Source organism: Actinosynnema sp. NPDC020468 (assembly GCF_040642015.1).
GTDB lineage: Bacteria > Actinomycetota > Actinomycetes > Mycobacteriales > Pseudonocardiaceae > Actinosynnema.
The window spans coordinates 1-15,556 of sequence record NZ_JBFAEO010000015.1 but is presented as its reverse complement, the minus strand read 5'-3'; the positions used below and the strand labels follow the sequence as shown (position 1 = coordinate 15,556).

The window sequence follows — 15,556 nt, the reverse complement described above, 5'->3', positions numbered from 1 at the left end:
GGGGGGCGGCCGGGCACATCCGACCCGCGCACCCGCGTCATGTGGAGAACGAACGACAGCGCACGTGCCGGGCCTGGACATTCGGCCTGCGAAGCGCCTGTCACCCACGCTACACCGGCCCACGCCCGCCTACCGGTCGCCGGACGCCGTGCTCACGCGCCGACGTAGGCCGCCAGGTGTTCGCCGGTGAGGGTCGAGCGGGCCGCGACGAGGTCGGCCGGTGTGCCCTCGAAGACGATCCGGCCGCCGTCGTTGCCCGCGCCCGGACCGAGGTCGATGATCCAGTCGGCGTGCGCCATCACGGCCTGGTGGTGCTCGACCACGATCACCGACTTGCCCGAGTCGACCAGGCGGTCCAGCAGGCCGAGCAGCTGCTCGACGTCCGCGAGGTGCAGGCCGGCGGTCGGTTCGTCCAGCACGTAGACGCCGCCCTTCTCGCCCATGTGCGTGGCCAGCTTCAACCGCTGGCGCTCGCCGCCGGACAGGGTGGTCAGCGGCTGCCCGAGGCTGAGGTAGCCCAGGCCCACGTCGGACAGGCGCTCGAGCACGGCGTGCGCGGCCGGGGTGTGCGCCTCGCCGGAGCCGAAGAACTCCTTGGCCTCCGCCACCGACATCGCGAGCACCTCGCTGATGTCGCGACCGCCGAAGCGGTGCTCCAGCACCGAGGCCTCGAACCGCTTGCCCTCGCACTCCTCGCACGTGGTCGCCACGCCGGCCATCATCGCGAGGTCGGTGAACACCACGCCCGCGCCGTTGCACGCCGGGCACGCGCCCTCCGAGTTGGCGCTGAACAGCGCGGGCTTCACCCCGTTGGCCTTGGCGAACGCCTTGCGGATCGGCTCCAGCAGGCCGGTGTAGGTCGCCGGGTTGCTGCGCCGCGAGCCGCGGATCGGGGTCTGGTCGATCGCCACCACGCCCTCGCCGGCCGGGATCGAGCCGTGCACCAGCGAGCTCTTGCCCGACCCGGCCACGCCGGTCACGACCACGAGCACGCCGAGCGGGATGTCCACGTCGACGTCGCGCAGGTTGTGCTTGCTCGCGCCGCGCACCTCCAGCGCGCCGGTGGGCACGCGCACCGACTCCTTGACCGACGCGCGGTCGTCGAAGTGCTTGCCGGTCACGGTGTCCGATCCGCGCAGGCCCTCGACGGTGCCCTCGAAGCACACCTCGCCACCGCCCGCGCCGGCGCCGGGACCGAGGTCCACGACGTGGTCGGCGATCACGATCGTCTCCGGCTTGTGCTCCACCACGAGCACCGTGTTCCCCTTGTCCCGCAGGCGGAGCAGCAGGTTGTTCATCCGCTGGATGTCGTGCGGGTGCAGGCCGGTGGTCGGCTCATCGAACACGTAGGTGGTGTCGGTGAGCGAGGACCCGAGGTGGCGGATCATCTTGACCCGCTGCGCCTCGCCGCCGGACAGCGTGCCCGAGGGCCGGTCCAGCGAGAGGTAGCCCAGTCCGATCTCCACGAACGAGTCGAGCGTGGCGGAGAGCTTGTCCAGCAACGGCGCCACCGACGGCTCGTCCAGCGCGCGCACCCACTCGGCCAGGTCGCTGATCTGCATCCCGCACGCGTCGGCGATGGAGATCTTCGCGATCTTGGACGACCGGGCCGCCTCGCTCAACCTCGTGCCGGCGCACTCGGGGCACGTGGTGAAGGTGACCGCGCGCTCCACGAACGCCCGGATGTGCGGCTGGAGCGACTCCTTGTCCTTGGACAGGAACGACTTCTGGATCTTCGGGATCAGCCCCTCGTAGGTGAGGTTGACGCCCTCGACCTTCACCTTCACCGGCTCGTGGTGCAGGAAGTCGCGCATCTCCTTCTTGGTGAACCGGCGGATCGGCTTGTTCGGGTCGAGCAGGCCGGACTCCGCGTAGACCCGCACGGTCCAGAAGCTGTCCGACTTCCAGCCCGGGATGGTGAACGCGCCCTCGGCGATCGACTTGGAGTCGTCGTAGAGCTGCGTGAGGTCGATGTCGGACACCGAGCCGCGGCCCTCGCAGCGCGGGCACATGCCGCCGGTGATGCTGAAGCTGCGACGTTCCTTCACGGTGCGCCCGGCGCGTTCCACGGTGACCGCGCCCGCGCCGCTGATCGAGGCGACGTTGAACGAAAACGCTTGCGGTGAGCCGATGTGCGGCTTGCCGAGCCGGCTGAACAGGATGCGCAGCATGGCGTTGGCGTCGGTCGCGGTGCCGACCGTGGACCGCGGGTCGCTGCCCATCCGCTGCTGGTCCACGATGATCGCGGTGGTGAGGCCGTCGAGCACGTCCACGTCGGGCCGCGCCAACGTGGGCATGAAGCCCTGCACGAACGCGCTGTAGGTCTCGTTGATCATCCGCTGCGACTCGGCGGCGATCGTGCCGAACACCAGCGAGCTCTTGCCCGAGCCCGAAACGCCGGTGAACACGGTCAACCGGCGCTTCGGCAGCTCGACGCTGACGTCCTTGAGGTTGTTGACCCGCGCGCCGTGCACCCGGATCAGGTCGTGGCTGTCGGCAGCGTGGGGCGACCGCGAGTCCGTCGTCTTGGCCTTGCTCATCGTCTCTCCAGTGGTCGGTCGCGGGTCGCCGGTGGGAGCGGTACGGCTCAGCGCCGTTCCTGGATGCGGATCAGGTTGCCCGCGGGGTCGCGGAACGCGCAGTCGCGGACCCCGTACGGCTGGTCGGTCGGCTCCTGCACGACCTCGGCGCCACCCGCCTCGACGCGCGCGAAGGTGGCGTCGAGTTCCTTGGTGGCCAACAGGATGCCGCCGTAGGTGCCCTTCGCCATCATCGCGACGATGGTGCGGCGCTCGTCCTCGGTCACGCCCGGGTCGACGGCCGGCGGGTGCAGCACGATGGAGGTGCCGGGCTGGCCGGTCGGGCCGACGGTGATCCAGTGCAGCCCGTTGTACTCGACCTCCTGGCGCACCTCGAACCCGAGGACGTCGCGGTAGAACTTCAGGGCGGCGGCCGGGTCGTCGTGCGGGAGGAAGCTGGAGAAAATCGTGATGTCCATGCCGGCCACGTTAGGTGCGGCCCGGTGAACGCGCTTCTCGATTCCTGACCGGTCTGGTGACCTGCTTGGCGGTGCACGACGGCATGCCCTCGGCCGACTCGGCCTCGCGCCGGTACACGCTGGGCGGCACGCCGACCAGCTCGGTGAACCGGGTGCTGAACGTGCCGAGCGACGAGCAGCCGACCGCGAAGCACACCTCCGTGACGCTGAGGTCGCCCCGGCGCAGCAACGCCATCGCCCGTTCGATCCGCCGCGTCATGAGGTAGCCGTAGGGCGACTCACCGTAGGCGAGCCGGAACTCCCGGCTCAGGTGCCCGGCCGACATGTGCACCCCGCGCGCGAGCGCCTCGACGTCCAGCGGCTGCGCGTAGTCCCGGTCGATCCGGTCCCGGACGCGCCGCAGCCGGGCGAGGTCGCGCAACCCCTGCGCGGAGTCGGATCTGCTGCCCACCCCGGCGATGGTGCCACATCGCGCAGCGTTCCGGTCCACTGCCGACGGTGAGCACCACCTCCGCGCACCGCTCCCGATCGGGTGAACCCGGCCGCGGGTCGTGGTCGACGCCGGCCGTGTTGTCCCCTTGGGACGGCCCGTGTTCTCTTCTTCCCGGGACGTGTCGATTCCGGGCGTCCCCGTTCGACGCGTTCACGACCGCACGCAGGAACCGACGAAGGAGCACCCCCGATGCGCACCCTGATCACCACCGCGTTCGTCTCGCTGGACGGCGTGGTCGAGGCTCCCGGCGGTGAGCCCGGCTACCGCAACTCGGGCTGGACGTTCACCGACGTCGAGTTCGACCCGGCCGCCTACGAGCTCAAGGGGCGCGAGCAGACCGAGTCGACCGCGATGCTGCTGGGTCGGGTCAGCTACCAGGTGTTCTCGCCCGTGTGGCCGACCATGACCACCGAGTTCGCCGAGTACAACGCGATGCCCAAGTACGTCGTGTCGACCACGCTGGGCGAGGACGACCTGGTCGACAACTGGGGCGAGACCACGATCCTGCGCTCGCTGGACGACGTCGCGGCGCTCAAGCGGACCGAGGGCGGTGCGATCACCGTGCACGGCAGCGCCACCCTCAACCGCGCGCTCGCCGACGCGGGCCTGGTCGACCGCTACCACCTGCTGGTGTTCCCGGTGCTGCTCGGCGCGGGCAAGCGGCTGTTCAGCGAGACGGACAAGGACAAGCAGAACCTGACGCTCGTGGAGAGCGAGTCCTACGGCAACGGCGTGCAGAAGCTCGTCTACGACGTGCGCTGACCGGGTCGACCGGACTTTCCGGATCAGGACGTGCGCGAATTCGGACAGTGTGGCCGCGGTGGTCGCCAGGGCACCAGGTGACGGCGGGCTGCGCGAGAAGCGTTCCGCGCGCACGCCTCCCGCGCAGGACGAGGTGACCACCGCCGCCGACGACCTGTACCCGCAGGTCGTGGCGGCGGTGGTCGGCGCGGGCCTGGGCACGGCCATGGCGCACCGGACCCGTGACCCCGCACGCGACCTCGTGGCGCTGCTGCCCGAACCGCGCTGACCCACCGCACTGACCCACCGAGCCCGCCCGACGGGCTGTTCGGCGTGTCCGGAACCCCGGTCGAACGGCCTCGTCGGCCGGATCGTGCGGACGGTCGACCAGCGGGGCCGCTGCGAGCGGCTCGCGGACAGCCCGATCCACGACCTCCCGGTGCCCGAACTGGAGACGGTGCGGGTGGCGGAGGAGCGCGCGCGGGAACTCGGCGTCGACCTGCGGCGCATACGTTCACCGGGTTCGCCCAGGACGGTGGCGGCGTGACGGTGACCGCGACCGGCCCGGACGGCGACCTCGAACTCCGGGCCGCCACCTCGTCGGCGCGGACAGCGCGCACAGCCGCGCGACCGGCGCGCTGGTCGTGCCGGGGCACGCCCCGATCCGGCCGTTCCCGCCCGTCCGCACCACGACCGGCGGCTTCTCCTACGCGCCGCTGGTCGCCGCGGTCGAGTGGGACTAGCCGGCCACCGACGCGCCGATGACGCCGGCCGAGCGGCGCGCCGGCGTGGCCAGGGTGCTGGGCGCTTCCGGGACCGCCGGGTGTCCCTCGTCGGCGACGCCGCGCACGTGTTCGCCGCCGATGTGCTCGACACCTACGAGACCGAGCGCCGGGCCGCCGCCGAGCGCGCCGTCACCTTCTCCCGGGCCCAGGTCGCACTGCCGGCACCGGGAGAGGACACCGCCGGCCGGCGCGTGCTGTTCGGCGAGCTGCCCACCCGGCCCGAGGTCGCGGGCGCGGGCGTGCGACTGCCGGTGCCCGAGCACGCCCACCCGGCCGCCGGGCCGAACCGGTCCGGCGCGCGCGGCCGTTGCCGATCGACCTCACCGCGCTGCTGCTCCGGCCGGACTCCCCGGTGGTCCGGGCCGCCGGCGAGGTCCACCCCGACCAGGGCGACCTCGACGCCGCCGTCGCCCGCCGGTCCACCGGCGTCCGAGCTCGGAGAGCCCTCGCCGGGCCGGCGAGGGCCTCGCGATCAGACCCGCTCGTAGGGCGTCTTCTCCCCCGCCTCCACGGCGAACGGGAGGTGGTTGCCCGCGGGCGGGATCGGGCACGTGGCGTAGTCGGTGAACGCGCAGGGCAGGTTGGTCGCGCGGGTGAAGTCCAGCACCACCGACCCGTCCTCGCCCGGCGCCGGCACCGCGAGCGACCGGTTCGCCGCGTAGGTGGTGACCCCGCTGGTGGCATCGGTGAACAGGATGCTCAGCCCGGACTCCTTGCCGTTGAACGCGATCAGCGAGTGCTCGACGCCGTCGCGCTCGAACCGCACCACGCCGGGCGCGACGTAGACGTGGCTCAACCCCTCCACCACCGCGCCGACCGTGGTGGGCCGGGGCTCGTCGTACGGCTCGAACACACCCTTGAGGACCCACCGCGCGTCCGGCTCGTACGCCGGCACGCCCCGGAACGCGGCCAACACCGGCGCCTTCGGGTCGTGCACCCGGATCAGGTAGCCGCTCCGCCTGGCCACCTCGATCTCCACCCCGCCCGCCAGGACCCGGGTGCCGGCACCGCTGTTGACCAGGTCGAACGTCACCACCCCGGTGACCGGCGCGCCGTCGTGCACCGCCTCGGCGCCCTGCGGGTCGAAGTAGGCCACCGACGCGTCCTCGGCCTGCCACCACACCCCGGGCAACCCCGGGTACGCCGCGGGCTCGGTGCCGAGCCAGTCCAGCGAGACCAGGGCCAACCACCCGAACGGCTCGGCGAGGCGCTGCTCCCGCTCGTCCTTCCACGCCCGCCACTGCCCGACGAACCCGTCCTGCGTCACGTCCACCACTCCGCTCACCGCGCACTCCTCTCACAACCCCGACATGGAGCCCAACCCGCGGCCCGGGCGACTATTCCGCCTCCCACCCAGTGGAACGCGGACCCCGGGCGGACGCCCGCGACCACCCGGCGAACGCATTCGGCGCCGGCTCCACAATTCGACCGCGACTCACTTCGCCCCGTCCGTAAGAATGCGGATTCGACCATCCCGGCGGAGCCGGCCGGGAACCGTTCCGGAGAGATGTGCTAAAAAGCCACCCCGGCGGTGTACCGGCGATCGGAACGGGTGACCCGGCGAAATGGAGTTCGACTCACTTTTCCAGATCCAGGCGAATATTAGCCCATTCGGGGAAATGGAAACGTGCACGACTCGCGTGTCGATGTAACCGATTGCCCGATCCGCCCGGCGCGTTCGGGTGAGCAGTTCGTGATGGCCGGCCTCGTCGGCCGCGTCCGATGGGAGGTTGTCTTGACCAATTCGACCAGCATCGCGCTGGCTGACCGGCTATTCGCGCCGCAGGAGAGGTGGGGCTGGGAGTACGTGCCGCCGGCACCGGCGTCGCGCAGTCCCGAGGCCGACAGCATTCCGGTGTGGTACGAGCCGCCGGAGGCCGACGTCAGCCTTTTACGGCAGAAGATCGCCGTCGCCAAGCAGAAACTCCCCAAGCGCCTCGGTATCACCGCGGCGGCCTGGATCGTGTTCTCGTTCGGCTCCACCACGCTGGGCTTCGTCGCCCTGGTGGCCGGTGTCGTGGCGTTCGTCGTGCTGCCGATCGTCGTGCCGAACTCCCAGATCAAGTCCGCCCTCGCGCAGGCGAAGACCGAGCGCGACGTGCGGCACAACCAGTTCCAGCAGGCCCGCCAGGACTGGCAGGCCCGGGTGGCGGGCCACGACCAGGCCGAAACCGCCCGGCGCGCCGCGGCCCAGCTGTGGCACCCGTTGCAGCTGCGGTCGGGCCCCAGCCGGGTCGACGTCTTCGGCGGCACCGCCGAGGGCTGGACGAGCCTGCTGGCCACGCTCGGCTGCTCGCTCGTGCAGTCGGGCGCGAAGCTGACCGTGGTCGACTTCAGCGAGCAGTACGTGGCCAGCGCGCTGGCCGGGCTGCTCTACGAGCGCGGCCACCGGATCACCCAGGTCGAGCTGCCCTCGCACGGCGACCGGCACGGCGTGCTGGCCGGGCTGGAGGCCGACGAGCTGGCCGACGTGCTGGCCCAGGCCGTGCACACCATGCGCCGCTCCCACGACCACGTGGACCTGCGCGCACTCGACACCGACCTGCTGGAGGCGGTGGCCCGGCGGTTGACCGGCGGACCCACGTTCCGCCGGATCGTCGCCGGCCTGGAGGTGCTGCGCCGCACCTACGACATCGGCTCCGACGAGACGCTGAGCACCGCGGAGATCACCAGCCTGACCTCGGCCGTGGACACCATCGGCCAGGGCGACCGCGTGCAGCAGGAGTTGCAGTTCCTCACCAGCACGCTCGGCCTGCTGGCGAAGGACGAGATCGCCGGTCCCGACGCGGCGCCGCTGGGCGGGTTGTGGGAGTCCGAGGGCCTCACCGTGGTGACCACCTCGCACACCCAGTCGCGGCGCAAGGACTTCCTGGACCGCGTGGTGTTCCACCGCCTGCTGCACGACCTGCGCGACCGGCGCGGCGGCGAGGACGGCGTGCTGTTCGTCGTCGGCGCGGACGAGATCGGCCTGGAGGGCCTCGAGGCGCTGGCCAAGCACTGCGAACGCGCGGGTCTGCGGTTGATCCTGCTGCTGGAGCGGTTGCGCGGCGACCTCAAGGAGTTGCTGGGCAGCGCGGACAGCGCCGCGATCCTGATGCGCCTGGGCAACGCCCAGGACGCCGGCGCGGCCGCGGAGTTCATCGGGCGCGGGCACAAGTTCGTGCTCAGCCAGATCACCGCGCAGGTCGGCACCGCGGTCAGCAAGGGGACCACGGACACCGACGGCACCTCCGAGGGCACCTCCGTGACGGAGGGCGTCTCCACCACCAAGGGCCGGTCCTGGAACAAGGACGTGGCGAGCTGGTTCGCCCAGTCGGTCGGCGGTTCCGACAGCACGACGAAGTCCACCTCGTTCACCGAGTCGTTGACCCGCAACTGGTCGACGTCGGTGACCGAGTCGACCACCGAGTCGGTCAACCACGGCACCACGCAGGCCCGCGTCTACGAGTTCGCGGTGGAGCCGACGACCGTCCAGTCGCTGCCCGTGACGGCGTTCGTGCTGGTGGAGAACCCGCCGTCGGGACGGCGCGTGGTGATCGGCGACTGCAACCCGGGCATCACGCTGCTCGACCGCGTGGCGCTGTCGCCGCGGAGCTGACACCGGTGGGTCTCCTCGACGGGTTCGCCTTCCACCGGGTGCTGTCCGCGCCGCGTCCGCCACGCGACCCGGCGGTGCCGGACCCGGTGCCGGCGCAGCTGTTCGCGGCGCTGTCCGGCGCGCACGCCGAGCTGTCCGACGACGCGGGCTCCGCGATCGCGGTGGCGTGGTGCCGGCTGCCCGGCGACGAGCGGCTGCGGTTCCTGGTCGGCGGGCGGCCGTACTTCCCGCCCGCCGGCAAGGGCGGCGGCCCGCTGCTCTACCCGCCGGGCGCGACCGGCGTCGGCGCCGACCTCGACGTGGCGGAGTTCCCGCACTGGGTGCGCTGCCCCGGTCGGGTCGACCCGCTGTGGACCGCGGAGGGCACCGGCGCGCGGGGCGGGTTCGACGACTACGTGTCGCACCTGCGCGACCCGTTCGCCTGGCTGGTGGTCGCCGAACCGCTGGCCGCCTCGGTGGTGGACCGCGAGCTGCTGGCGCTGTCGACGTCGATCCCGAGGTTGCGGCAGCGGGAGAACTCCGAGGCCGACCGGGTGGCGCTGGAACGTGCCCAGGCCCGGTACCGGGAGCTGAGCCGGGCCCGCACCGGCGGTATGTGGAACGTGCACGTGCTGGTCGGCGGGGTGACCGAGGTGGGCGCGCGGCGGGCCGCGGCCCTGCTGTGCGGCGCGAGCGAGCTGGACGAGCTGCCCTACGCCCTGGAGCCGGGAACCGCGGTCGGGCCGTTCGACGCGCCGCCGGCGGCCGGTGACGCGGACGCGCCGCGCTCGCCCTTCGCGGCCGGCGCGGAACTGCTGGCGGCCGTGGCCCGCGTGCCGCGCAAGGAGTTGCCGGGCATCCGGCTGGTGGAGCCGGCGGCGTTCGACGTGACGCCGGAGCGCGACGGCACGATCCGGCTGGGCACCGTGCTGGACGAGGCCGACCAGCCGACCGGCCCGTTCGGCGTGGACCCGTCGACGCTCAACCGGCACACGTTCGTCGCGGGCGCGACCGGCGGCGGCAAGTCCCAGACCGTGCGCCACCTGCTCGAGCAGCTGCACCACGCGGGCGTGCCGTGGCTGGTGGTCGAACCGGCGAAGGCCGAGTACGCCGCGATGGCCGGGCGGATCGGCGCCGACCGGGTGGTGGTCATCCGACCGGGCGACCCCGACGCGCTGCCCGTGGGGCTGAACCCGCTGGAGCCGGAGCCCGGTTTCCCCATCCAGACCCACATCGACCTGGTCCGCGCGCTGTTCCTGGCCGCGTTCGACGCCGACGAGCCGTTCCCCCAGGTGCTGAGCCACGCGCTCACCCGCTGCTACGCGGACCTGGGCTGGGACACCGTGCTGAGCGAGTCCCGGTTGCCGGGCATCACGCCGCGCTACCCGACGTTGACCGACCTGCAACGCACCGCGATGGAGGTGGTGGACGGCATCGGCTACGGCAAGGAGATCGCCGACAACGTCCGCGGCTTCATCGACGTGCGGCTGAGCGCGCTGCGGCTGGGCACCCCGGGCCGCTTCTTCGAGGGCGGCCACCCGCTGGACGTGGCGGAGTTGTTGCGGCACAACGTGGTCCTGGAGATCGAGGACGTCGGCAACGACCAGGACAAGGCGTTCTTCATCGGCGCCGTCCTCATCCGCCTGCACCAGCACCTGCGCACCGGAAGGGCGCCCGGCGCGGTGGTGCTGCGGCACGTCACCGTGATCGAGGAGGCCCACCGGCTGCTCAAGCGCGCCCAGGAGGGTTCGCCGACGGCGCACGCGGTCGAGCTGTTCACCTCGCTGCTGGCGGAGATCCGCTCGTACGGCGAGGGCATCGTGATCGCCGAGCAGATCCCGGCCAAGATCGTGCCGGACGTCGTGAAGAACACCGCCCTGAAGATCATCCACCGGCTGCCGGCTCTGGAGGACCGCGAGGCCGTGGGCGCGACGATGAACCTGGACGAGGCGCAGTCCCGCCACATCGTCTCCCTCCCGCCGGGTCGCGCGGTGGTGTTCACCGACGGCATGGACCACCCGATCCGGGTGTCGGTGCCGCTGGGCGAGGGCCGCGAGTCCACCACGTCCCACGCCGCACCGCCGGTGCGCGGCCCGCGCAGCGTGGCGTGCGGCCCGTCGTGCGCCGCCCGCGCGTGCTCGCTGCGCGAAATCGGCCTGGCCACCCGCCTGGCCGACACCCCGCGCTTCGTGCTGTGGCTGGAACTCCTGACCATCGCCCACCTGGTCGGCCGCCCCGCGCCCCGACCGGAGCGGGCGTGGCTGGACGACCTCCGCGCCGCCGACCGCCGAACCCTGGAATGCGCCGTGGCCCACCGGGTGCACACGGCGGTGGACGCCCGCTACACCGGACTGACCGCGCACTACCAACCGGAGGCCCTCACCCGGCACCTGACCGGGTCGGCACTCGCGACCCTGGACGGCGGCGAACCGTGCGACGGCACGGAGACCACCTGGCAGGCGGGCCGCTTCCGGTGGATCGACGTGCTGCGCGACCTGCGTGCCGCGGACCTGCCCACCCCGCACCCGGCCACCGCCGCGTGGGCCGCCCGCGGTCTGGTGCTGACCGGCCGCACGACGGCGGAGCAGCGGGACCACCTGCGTGCCCACCCGGACTCGTGGCGGCCGTCCCGGTCGGTGATCACCGGTGACCACGTCCACGAGGCGGCGACGGCCGAACTCAGCCGCGAACCGAACCCGGCCGACCGCTTCCTGGCCGCGACGAGGTACCTGCGCCTGGGCACCACCTGGCCGCTCACCGTGCTCGGCCTGAGCCGGGACCCCCGATGAGCCTGGAAACCGCGTCACCCGAAGCACAGGAGATCCCGCCCGCGCCACCACCGGAGGCACCCGAGCCGACGTCGGACGCGGAGGCGAGCCTCGACGACGAGGACACCCTCCCCGAGCCCTCCGACGACGCCGCGCCCGACGACGAGGTGGCCGAGGACGAGGCGACCGAGGGCGGGGACACCACCGAGGACGACCCGACCGACGGTGAAGCCCTGGTCGAGCAGGAACAACCCCTCGAAGGCGGCCAGGACGAGGACCGGACCGACGGCGAGACGCTCGTGGAGGACGAAGAACCCGTCGGCGGCGAGGGAGACGACGGGGACGAGGGCGGGGACGACGGCGAGGACGAAGTCCGGGGCGAGGACGGGGACGAGGGCGGGGACGACGTCCGGTCGGCCGACGACACGACCGACGACACGACGGACGACACCACCGACGAGGACCCCGAGGCAGAACCCGACCTCGAGGCCGAAGCAGAACCCGAACCTGAAGCCGAACCCGAACCCGAGCCAGAAGCCGACACCGAGGCTGAGGCTGAGGCTGAGCCGGAAACCGAGGACGAGCCCGAAGCCGAGCCCGAGCCCGAAGGCGAGCCGGAGCCGGAAGCCGAACCCGAAGCCGAACCCGAAGCCGAACCTGAGCTGGAGCCCGAAGTCGAGGCAGAGGCCGAGCCGGAGGCTGAAGCCGAGAGTGAGCCCCAGGTCGACGCGGATGCCGAGGTCGAGCCGGAAGCCGAGGACGGGGGCGATCCCGGGATCGAGGCGCAGGCGGAACCCGGCCCGGCGAGCGAGGCCGACGCCGAGTCCGGCGGCGAGGCCGAGCCCGCCGAGTCGATCGCGTCGGCCACACCTCGCGCCGATTCGATGCGGGCGCAGCGTCCCGACCGGATTCCGGAGGGCACCTGGGGCCGGATCTGCGACGGGGTCGCGTTCAACGAGACGCGCGAGCCCTACTACACCGAACTCGACGGTGGGAACGAAATCATCCTGGACAATGGCAAGCGGCTCGATTCCTACGTGCCCGACGAGGAGATCGTCTCCCGCAAGCACACCCAACTCTCCGATGTCAAGGAAAGCACGGCGTTGGGTTACCTCACCGAACTGAAGTCGAAGTACAATCCCGACCAGACCATTGCCGACAAGCCGCACAATCGTGCGCAGCTGCCGGACCGGATCGGGGAGAGGCTGAGCGGCGACCTCATCCTGGAGGTGCCCGAGCAAAAGAAGGACGTACCACCCGCGGTGCTCGAGGCGGCGAAGTCCCTCGCCATCACGATCCGCGACGAGAACGGCCACAGCCACCGGCTGCCCAACCGCGAGGGGACGTAAATGGACCACACCTACTGCGAGCGCTGGAACTTCCCGGACGTCGCGCCCGTCATCCCGCTGAGCGAGGCGGACGCCCGCCAGCGGGACGCGGAGGGGGAGCTGTACACCGCCGTGATCGGCGAACCGGCGAACCCCGAGGTCCTGGTGGAGGTGGTGCGCCCCGACTACGTCGGCGTGTACTTCCCGGACAAGCTGGGCCGGCAGTGGCAGAAGTTCGCCTTCCGGCGCGTCGACGACGCCCTGTTCCTCGAGTCGATCACCCGCTGGCAGTACGGGGACGAGAGCGCACGCATGCTGGGCGAGGCGGAGCTGATCGAGCAGGTCAAGTACCGGGAGGACGGCACCGTCCACCGGCAGGTCCGCGACAAGAAGGCCCGCGAGAAGCGGGACACCGACTACCACAGCGTGTCGCTCGACATCAACTGGGAGCCCGTGCCCGAGTTCGGGGACTGGGCGTCGGTCGCCCGCTTCGACCGGGACAAGCCGGCGTCGTGACGGGCGGGTGAACCCCGGTCAGGAGATGGAGCGGAGGCGGCCGTGGGCCTGGTGGTGCAGTCGGGTGACGGCCGTGGCCGTTTCGGTGTCGGCGGGCAGGTAGACGACCAGTTGTTGGGCGTCGGGCGGTAGTTCCAGGGTTTCGCGGACCAGCCGGAGTTCCGGGCCCGTCGGGTGGTGCAGGCGGTGCACGCCGCGGTGGGGTACGACGTGGCGGTTCAGCCGGCGGGTGAAGTCCGGACCGGCCAGCGGGGTGAGCTCGGCGGTCAGCCACTCGAGGTTCTCCAGCGACGGGGCCAGCCACAGGTCGAAGGCCTGTTCGTCGGCGACGGCGTCCCAGTCCGCGAAGAAGGTCCGGGCGCGCGGGTCGGTGAAGAGGTAGCGGGTGAGGCTCGGCGAGGCGGTGTCGAGCAGACCCGTTCCGCTGGTGATCGCGGCGAACCCGCCGGTGTGGGCGAGGATGTCGCCCAACCGGTTGGTCACGATGGCGATGCCCGGCTCCAACAGCTGGAGCGTGCCCAGGACCGACGGGCGCACGTGGCGGGACGGCGGCACGGGTGGGATGTGCACGGAGCACTCGCCACCGGTGATCTTCGCCAGGTAGCGCAGGTGGGTGCGTTCCGACGGGTCGAGGTCGAGCGCGTCGGCGAGGGCGCGGACGACGCCCGGTGACGGGTTGCGGTCGCGGCCCTGTTCGATGCGGGCCAGGTACTCCACGCTGATGTCGGCCCGCGCGGCGAGGTCGCCGCGGCGCAGGCCGGGCGACCGGCGACGACCCCGGTTCGGCAGACCGAGCGCTTCCGGTTGGGTGCTGTCGCGCCTGGCGCGGAGGAAATCCCCCAGCGGCGTTCCCATGAACCCCAGCGTACGGCGGTCGGCGACGCGCAGGGTGGCCCTGCGAGGGCCCGTCTGGGCACGGTCTGGTTGTCCCGCCGGCGTACCCCCATCGTGTGCCCATGGAGAACACGTCGACGCGGCGTTCCGGGCAAGTGCTGCTGGTGTGGGGACTGCTGGTGGTCGCGGCGAACCTGCGGGCCGGTCTGACCGGCGTCGGACCGCTGCTGGACCGCGTCCAGGCCGACCTGGGGTTGGCCCCCGCCGTGGCGGGCCTGCTGAACACGCTGCCGCTGCTGGCGTTCGCGGCGCTGTCCCCGATGGTGCCCCGGTTGGCCGCGCGGTGGGGAGCCGAGCGGCTCCTCGGTGGCGCGCTCGTGGTGCTGACGCTGGGCATCGCGGTCCGGTGGGTGCCGACGGCGGTCGGCCTGTTCGCCGGCACGGTGCTGATCGGCGCCGGCATCGCGGTGGGCAACGTGCTGCTGCCGAGCCTGATCAAGCGCGACTTCCCGAACAAGGTCGGTCTGCTGACGAGCGCCTACGCGACCGTGATGGGTGGCATCGCGGCGGTGGCGTCCGGGGTGGCGGTGCCGATCAGCGAGGTGGCGCCGGGCGGTTGGCACACCGCGCTGGGCTTCTGGATCGTGCTCGCGCTGGTGTCGATCGCGCTGTGGCTGCCGCAGATGCGCGCGGTGCGACCGGCCTCGCAGGCGATCCGCCGCCGCCGGTTGCCGTGGAACTCGGGTTTGGCGTGGGCCGTCACGGCGTTCATGGGGTTGCAGTCCTTCGGCTTCTACGTCGTCGTGACCTGGTTGCCGCAGGTGTTCCAGGACAACGGGGTCAGCCCGGCGGCCGCGGGCTGGCTGCTGTTCCTGTTCCAGGCGGTGGCGGTGCTGACCAGCCTCGCGGTGCCGGCCGCGCTGCGGTGGGCGCGGGACCAGCGCGGGTTGGCGACGGTGAGTTCGGCGGTGCTGCTCGTCGGCTACCTCGGGTTGTTCGCGGTGCCGGAGTGGGCGCTGCTGTGGAGCGTCGTCCTCGGGCTGGGCGGTGGTGCGTGCCTGGTGCTCGCGCTGGCCTTCTTCAGCATCCGCGCCCAGGACCCGTCCGTGGCGGGCGCGCTGTCGGCGATGGCGCAGTCGATCGGTTACCTGCTGGCCGCGGTCGGGCCGGTGGTCTTCGGCCTGCTGCACACCGTCAGCGGGGGCTGGCGCGCGCCGCTGCTGCTGATGTGCGTCGTCGCGGCCGCCCAGACGGTCGTCGCGCTGGTGGCCGGCCGGGGCACCGTGCGCGTCACCGACGAGCAGGAGCCCGAACTCGTCACCGCGCCGGGCCGAGCCGGGTGACACCGGCGTGACGCCGGACGTCGGGATCGCCGACGGCACGGTGGACGACCTCCGCGACCCGCGTGAGGCGTCCACCGTGCACCTGGACCGGGCCGCACCACAGCCGCGTGTCGACCTCGGTCTCCAGGTCGGTCCGGGCGAACCAGCAGGTCACCGGGTCCTTCGAGACCCGC

15 protein-coding genes are annotated in these 15,556 nt (G+C 72.2%); 8 read left to right on the top strand and 7 right to left on the bottom strand.

The genetic code is table 11. The features are described from left to right. Positions 1–152: 152 nt before the first annotated feature. From AB0G50_RS13395 to AB0G50_RS13385, 3 genes are read right to left on the bottom strand one after another with little or no spacing between them, the layout of a single operon-like run. A complete protein-coding gene (locus AB0G50_RS13395; RefSeq protein ID WP_360106638.1) occupies positions 153–2,540 on the bottom strand; it encodes an excinuclease ABC subunit UvrA in 2,388 nt (795 codons plus the stop codon). A gap of 47 nt (positions 2,541–2,587) precedes the next feature. Beyond that, a complete protein-coding gene (locus AB0G50_RS13390) occupies positions 2,588–2,998 on the bottom strand; it encodes a VOC family protein (RefSeq protein WP_360106635.1) in 411 nt (136 codons plus the stop codon). A gap of 10 nt (positions 2,999–3,008) precedes the next feature. Then, positions 3,009–3,449: a helix-turn-helix transcriptional regulator gene (locus AB0G50_RS13385; protein ID WP_360106632.1), complete on the bottom strand. Its 441-nt coding sequence runs from the start codon at positions 3,447–3,449 to the stop codon at positions 3,009–3,011. Between the two features lie 231 nt (positions 3,450–3,680). Here AB0G50_RS13385 and AB0G50_RS13380 point away from each other — a divergent pair, with 231 nt between their 5' ends. The 3 genes from AB0G50_RS13380 (at position 3,681) to AB0G50_RS13370 (ending at position 4,779) form a co-directional block, all read left to right on the top strand. After that, positions 3,681–4,253: a dihydrofolate reductase family protein gene (locus AB0G50_RS13380; protein WP_360106629.1), complete on the top strand. Its 573-nt coding sequence runs from the start codon at positions 3,681–3,683 to the stop codon at positions 4,251–4,253. 58 nt (positions 4,254–4,311) lie between these two features. Further along, positions 4,312–4,521: a hypothetical protein gene (locus tag AB0G50_RS13375; protein WP_360106626.1), complete on the top strand. Its 210-nt coding sequence runs from the start codon at positions 4,312–4,314 to the stop codon at positions 4,519–4,521. 84 nt (positions 4,522–4,605) lie between these two features. Then, positions 4,606–4,779: a hypothetical protein gene (locus AB0G50_RS13370; protein WP_360106623.1), complete on the top strand. Its 174-nt coding sequence runs from the start codon at positions 4,606–4,608 to the stop codon at positions 4,777–4,779. A gap of 192 nt (positions 4,780–4,971) precedes the next feature. Here the strand turns inward: AB0G50_RS13370 and AB0G50_RS13365 are convergent, their stop codons facing one another. Further along, positions 4,972–5,280 (bottom strand): hypothetical protein, encoded by a 309-nt coding sequence (locus tag AB0G50_RS13365; RefSeq protein WP_360106620.1) that lies wholly within the window; start codon positions 5,278–5,280, stop codon positions 4,972–4,974. Positions 5,281–5,489: 209 nt separating this feature from the next. Beyond that, on the bottom strand, positions 5,490–6,302 hold the full coding sequence (locus AB0G50_RS13360; RefSeq protein WP_360106617.1) for a DUF1684 domain-containing protein: 813 nt from the start codon (positions 6,300–6,302) through the stop codon (positions 5,490–5,492). 450 nt (positions 6,303–6,752) lie between these two features. Between AB0G50_RS13360 and AB0G50_RS13355 the strand changes: the two genes are divergently transcribed. Genes AB0G50_RS13355 through AB0G50_RS13340 form a run of 4 tightly spaced genes read left to right on the top strand, consistent with a single transcriptional unit; the run spans position 6,753 to position 13,206 of the window. Then, positions 6,753–8,615 (top strand): hypothetical protein, encoded by a 1,863-nt coding sequence (locus tag AB0G50_RS13355; protein WP_360106614.1) that lies wholly within the window; start codon positions 6,753–6,755, stop codon positions 8,613–8,615. 5 nt (positions 8,616–8,620) lie between these two features. Further along, on the top strand, positions 8,621–11,383 hold the full coding sequence (locus AB0G50_RS13350) for an ATP-binding protein (protein WP_360106612.1): 2,763 nt from the start codon (positions 8,621–8,623) through the stop codon (positions 11,381–11,383). After that, positions 11,380–12,711, top strand: a complete 1,332-nt coding sequence (locus AB0G50_RS13345; RefSeq protein ID WP_360106609.1) for a hypothetical protein — start codon at positions 11,380–11,382, stop codon at positions 12,709–12,711. The genes AB0G50_RS13350 and AB0G50_RS13345 overlap by 4 nt, the downstream gene beginning before the upstream one ends. After that, entirely contained in the window at positions 12,712–13,206 is a 495-nt protein-coding gene (locus tag AB0G50_RS13340) for a hypothetical protein (RefSeq protein ID WP_360106606.1), read from the top strand. Positions 13,207–13,224: 18 nt separating this feature from the next. Here AB0G50_RS13340 and AB0G50_RS13335 read toward each other — a convergent pair whose 3' ends face one another. After that, complete coding sequence (locus AB0G50_RS13335) at positions 13,225–14,061, bottom strand: helix-turn-helix transcriptional regulator (RefSeq protein ID WP_360106603.1); 837 nt, start codon at positions 14,059–14,061, stop codon at positions 13,225–13,227. 101 nt (positions 14,062–14,162) lie between these two features. On the opposite strand from AB0G50_RS13335, the gene AB0G50_RS13330 reads away from it, so the two are divergent. Beyond that, positions 14,163–15,383: an MFS transporter gene (locus AB0G50_RS13330; protein WP_360106600.1), complete on the top strand. Its 1,221-nt coding sequence runs from the start codon at positions 14,163–14,165 to the stop codon at positions 15,381–15,383. Here AB0G50_RS13330 and AB0G50_RS13325 read toward each other — a convergent pair. Continuing rightward, positions 15,358–15,556 (bottom strand): hypothetical protein (locus AB0G50_RS13325; protein ID WP_360106597.1); only part of this gene is annotated, 199 nt, incomplete at its 5' end. The two genes, AB0G50_RS13330 and AB0G50_RS13325, sit on opposite strands and share 26 nt — an antisense overlap.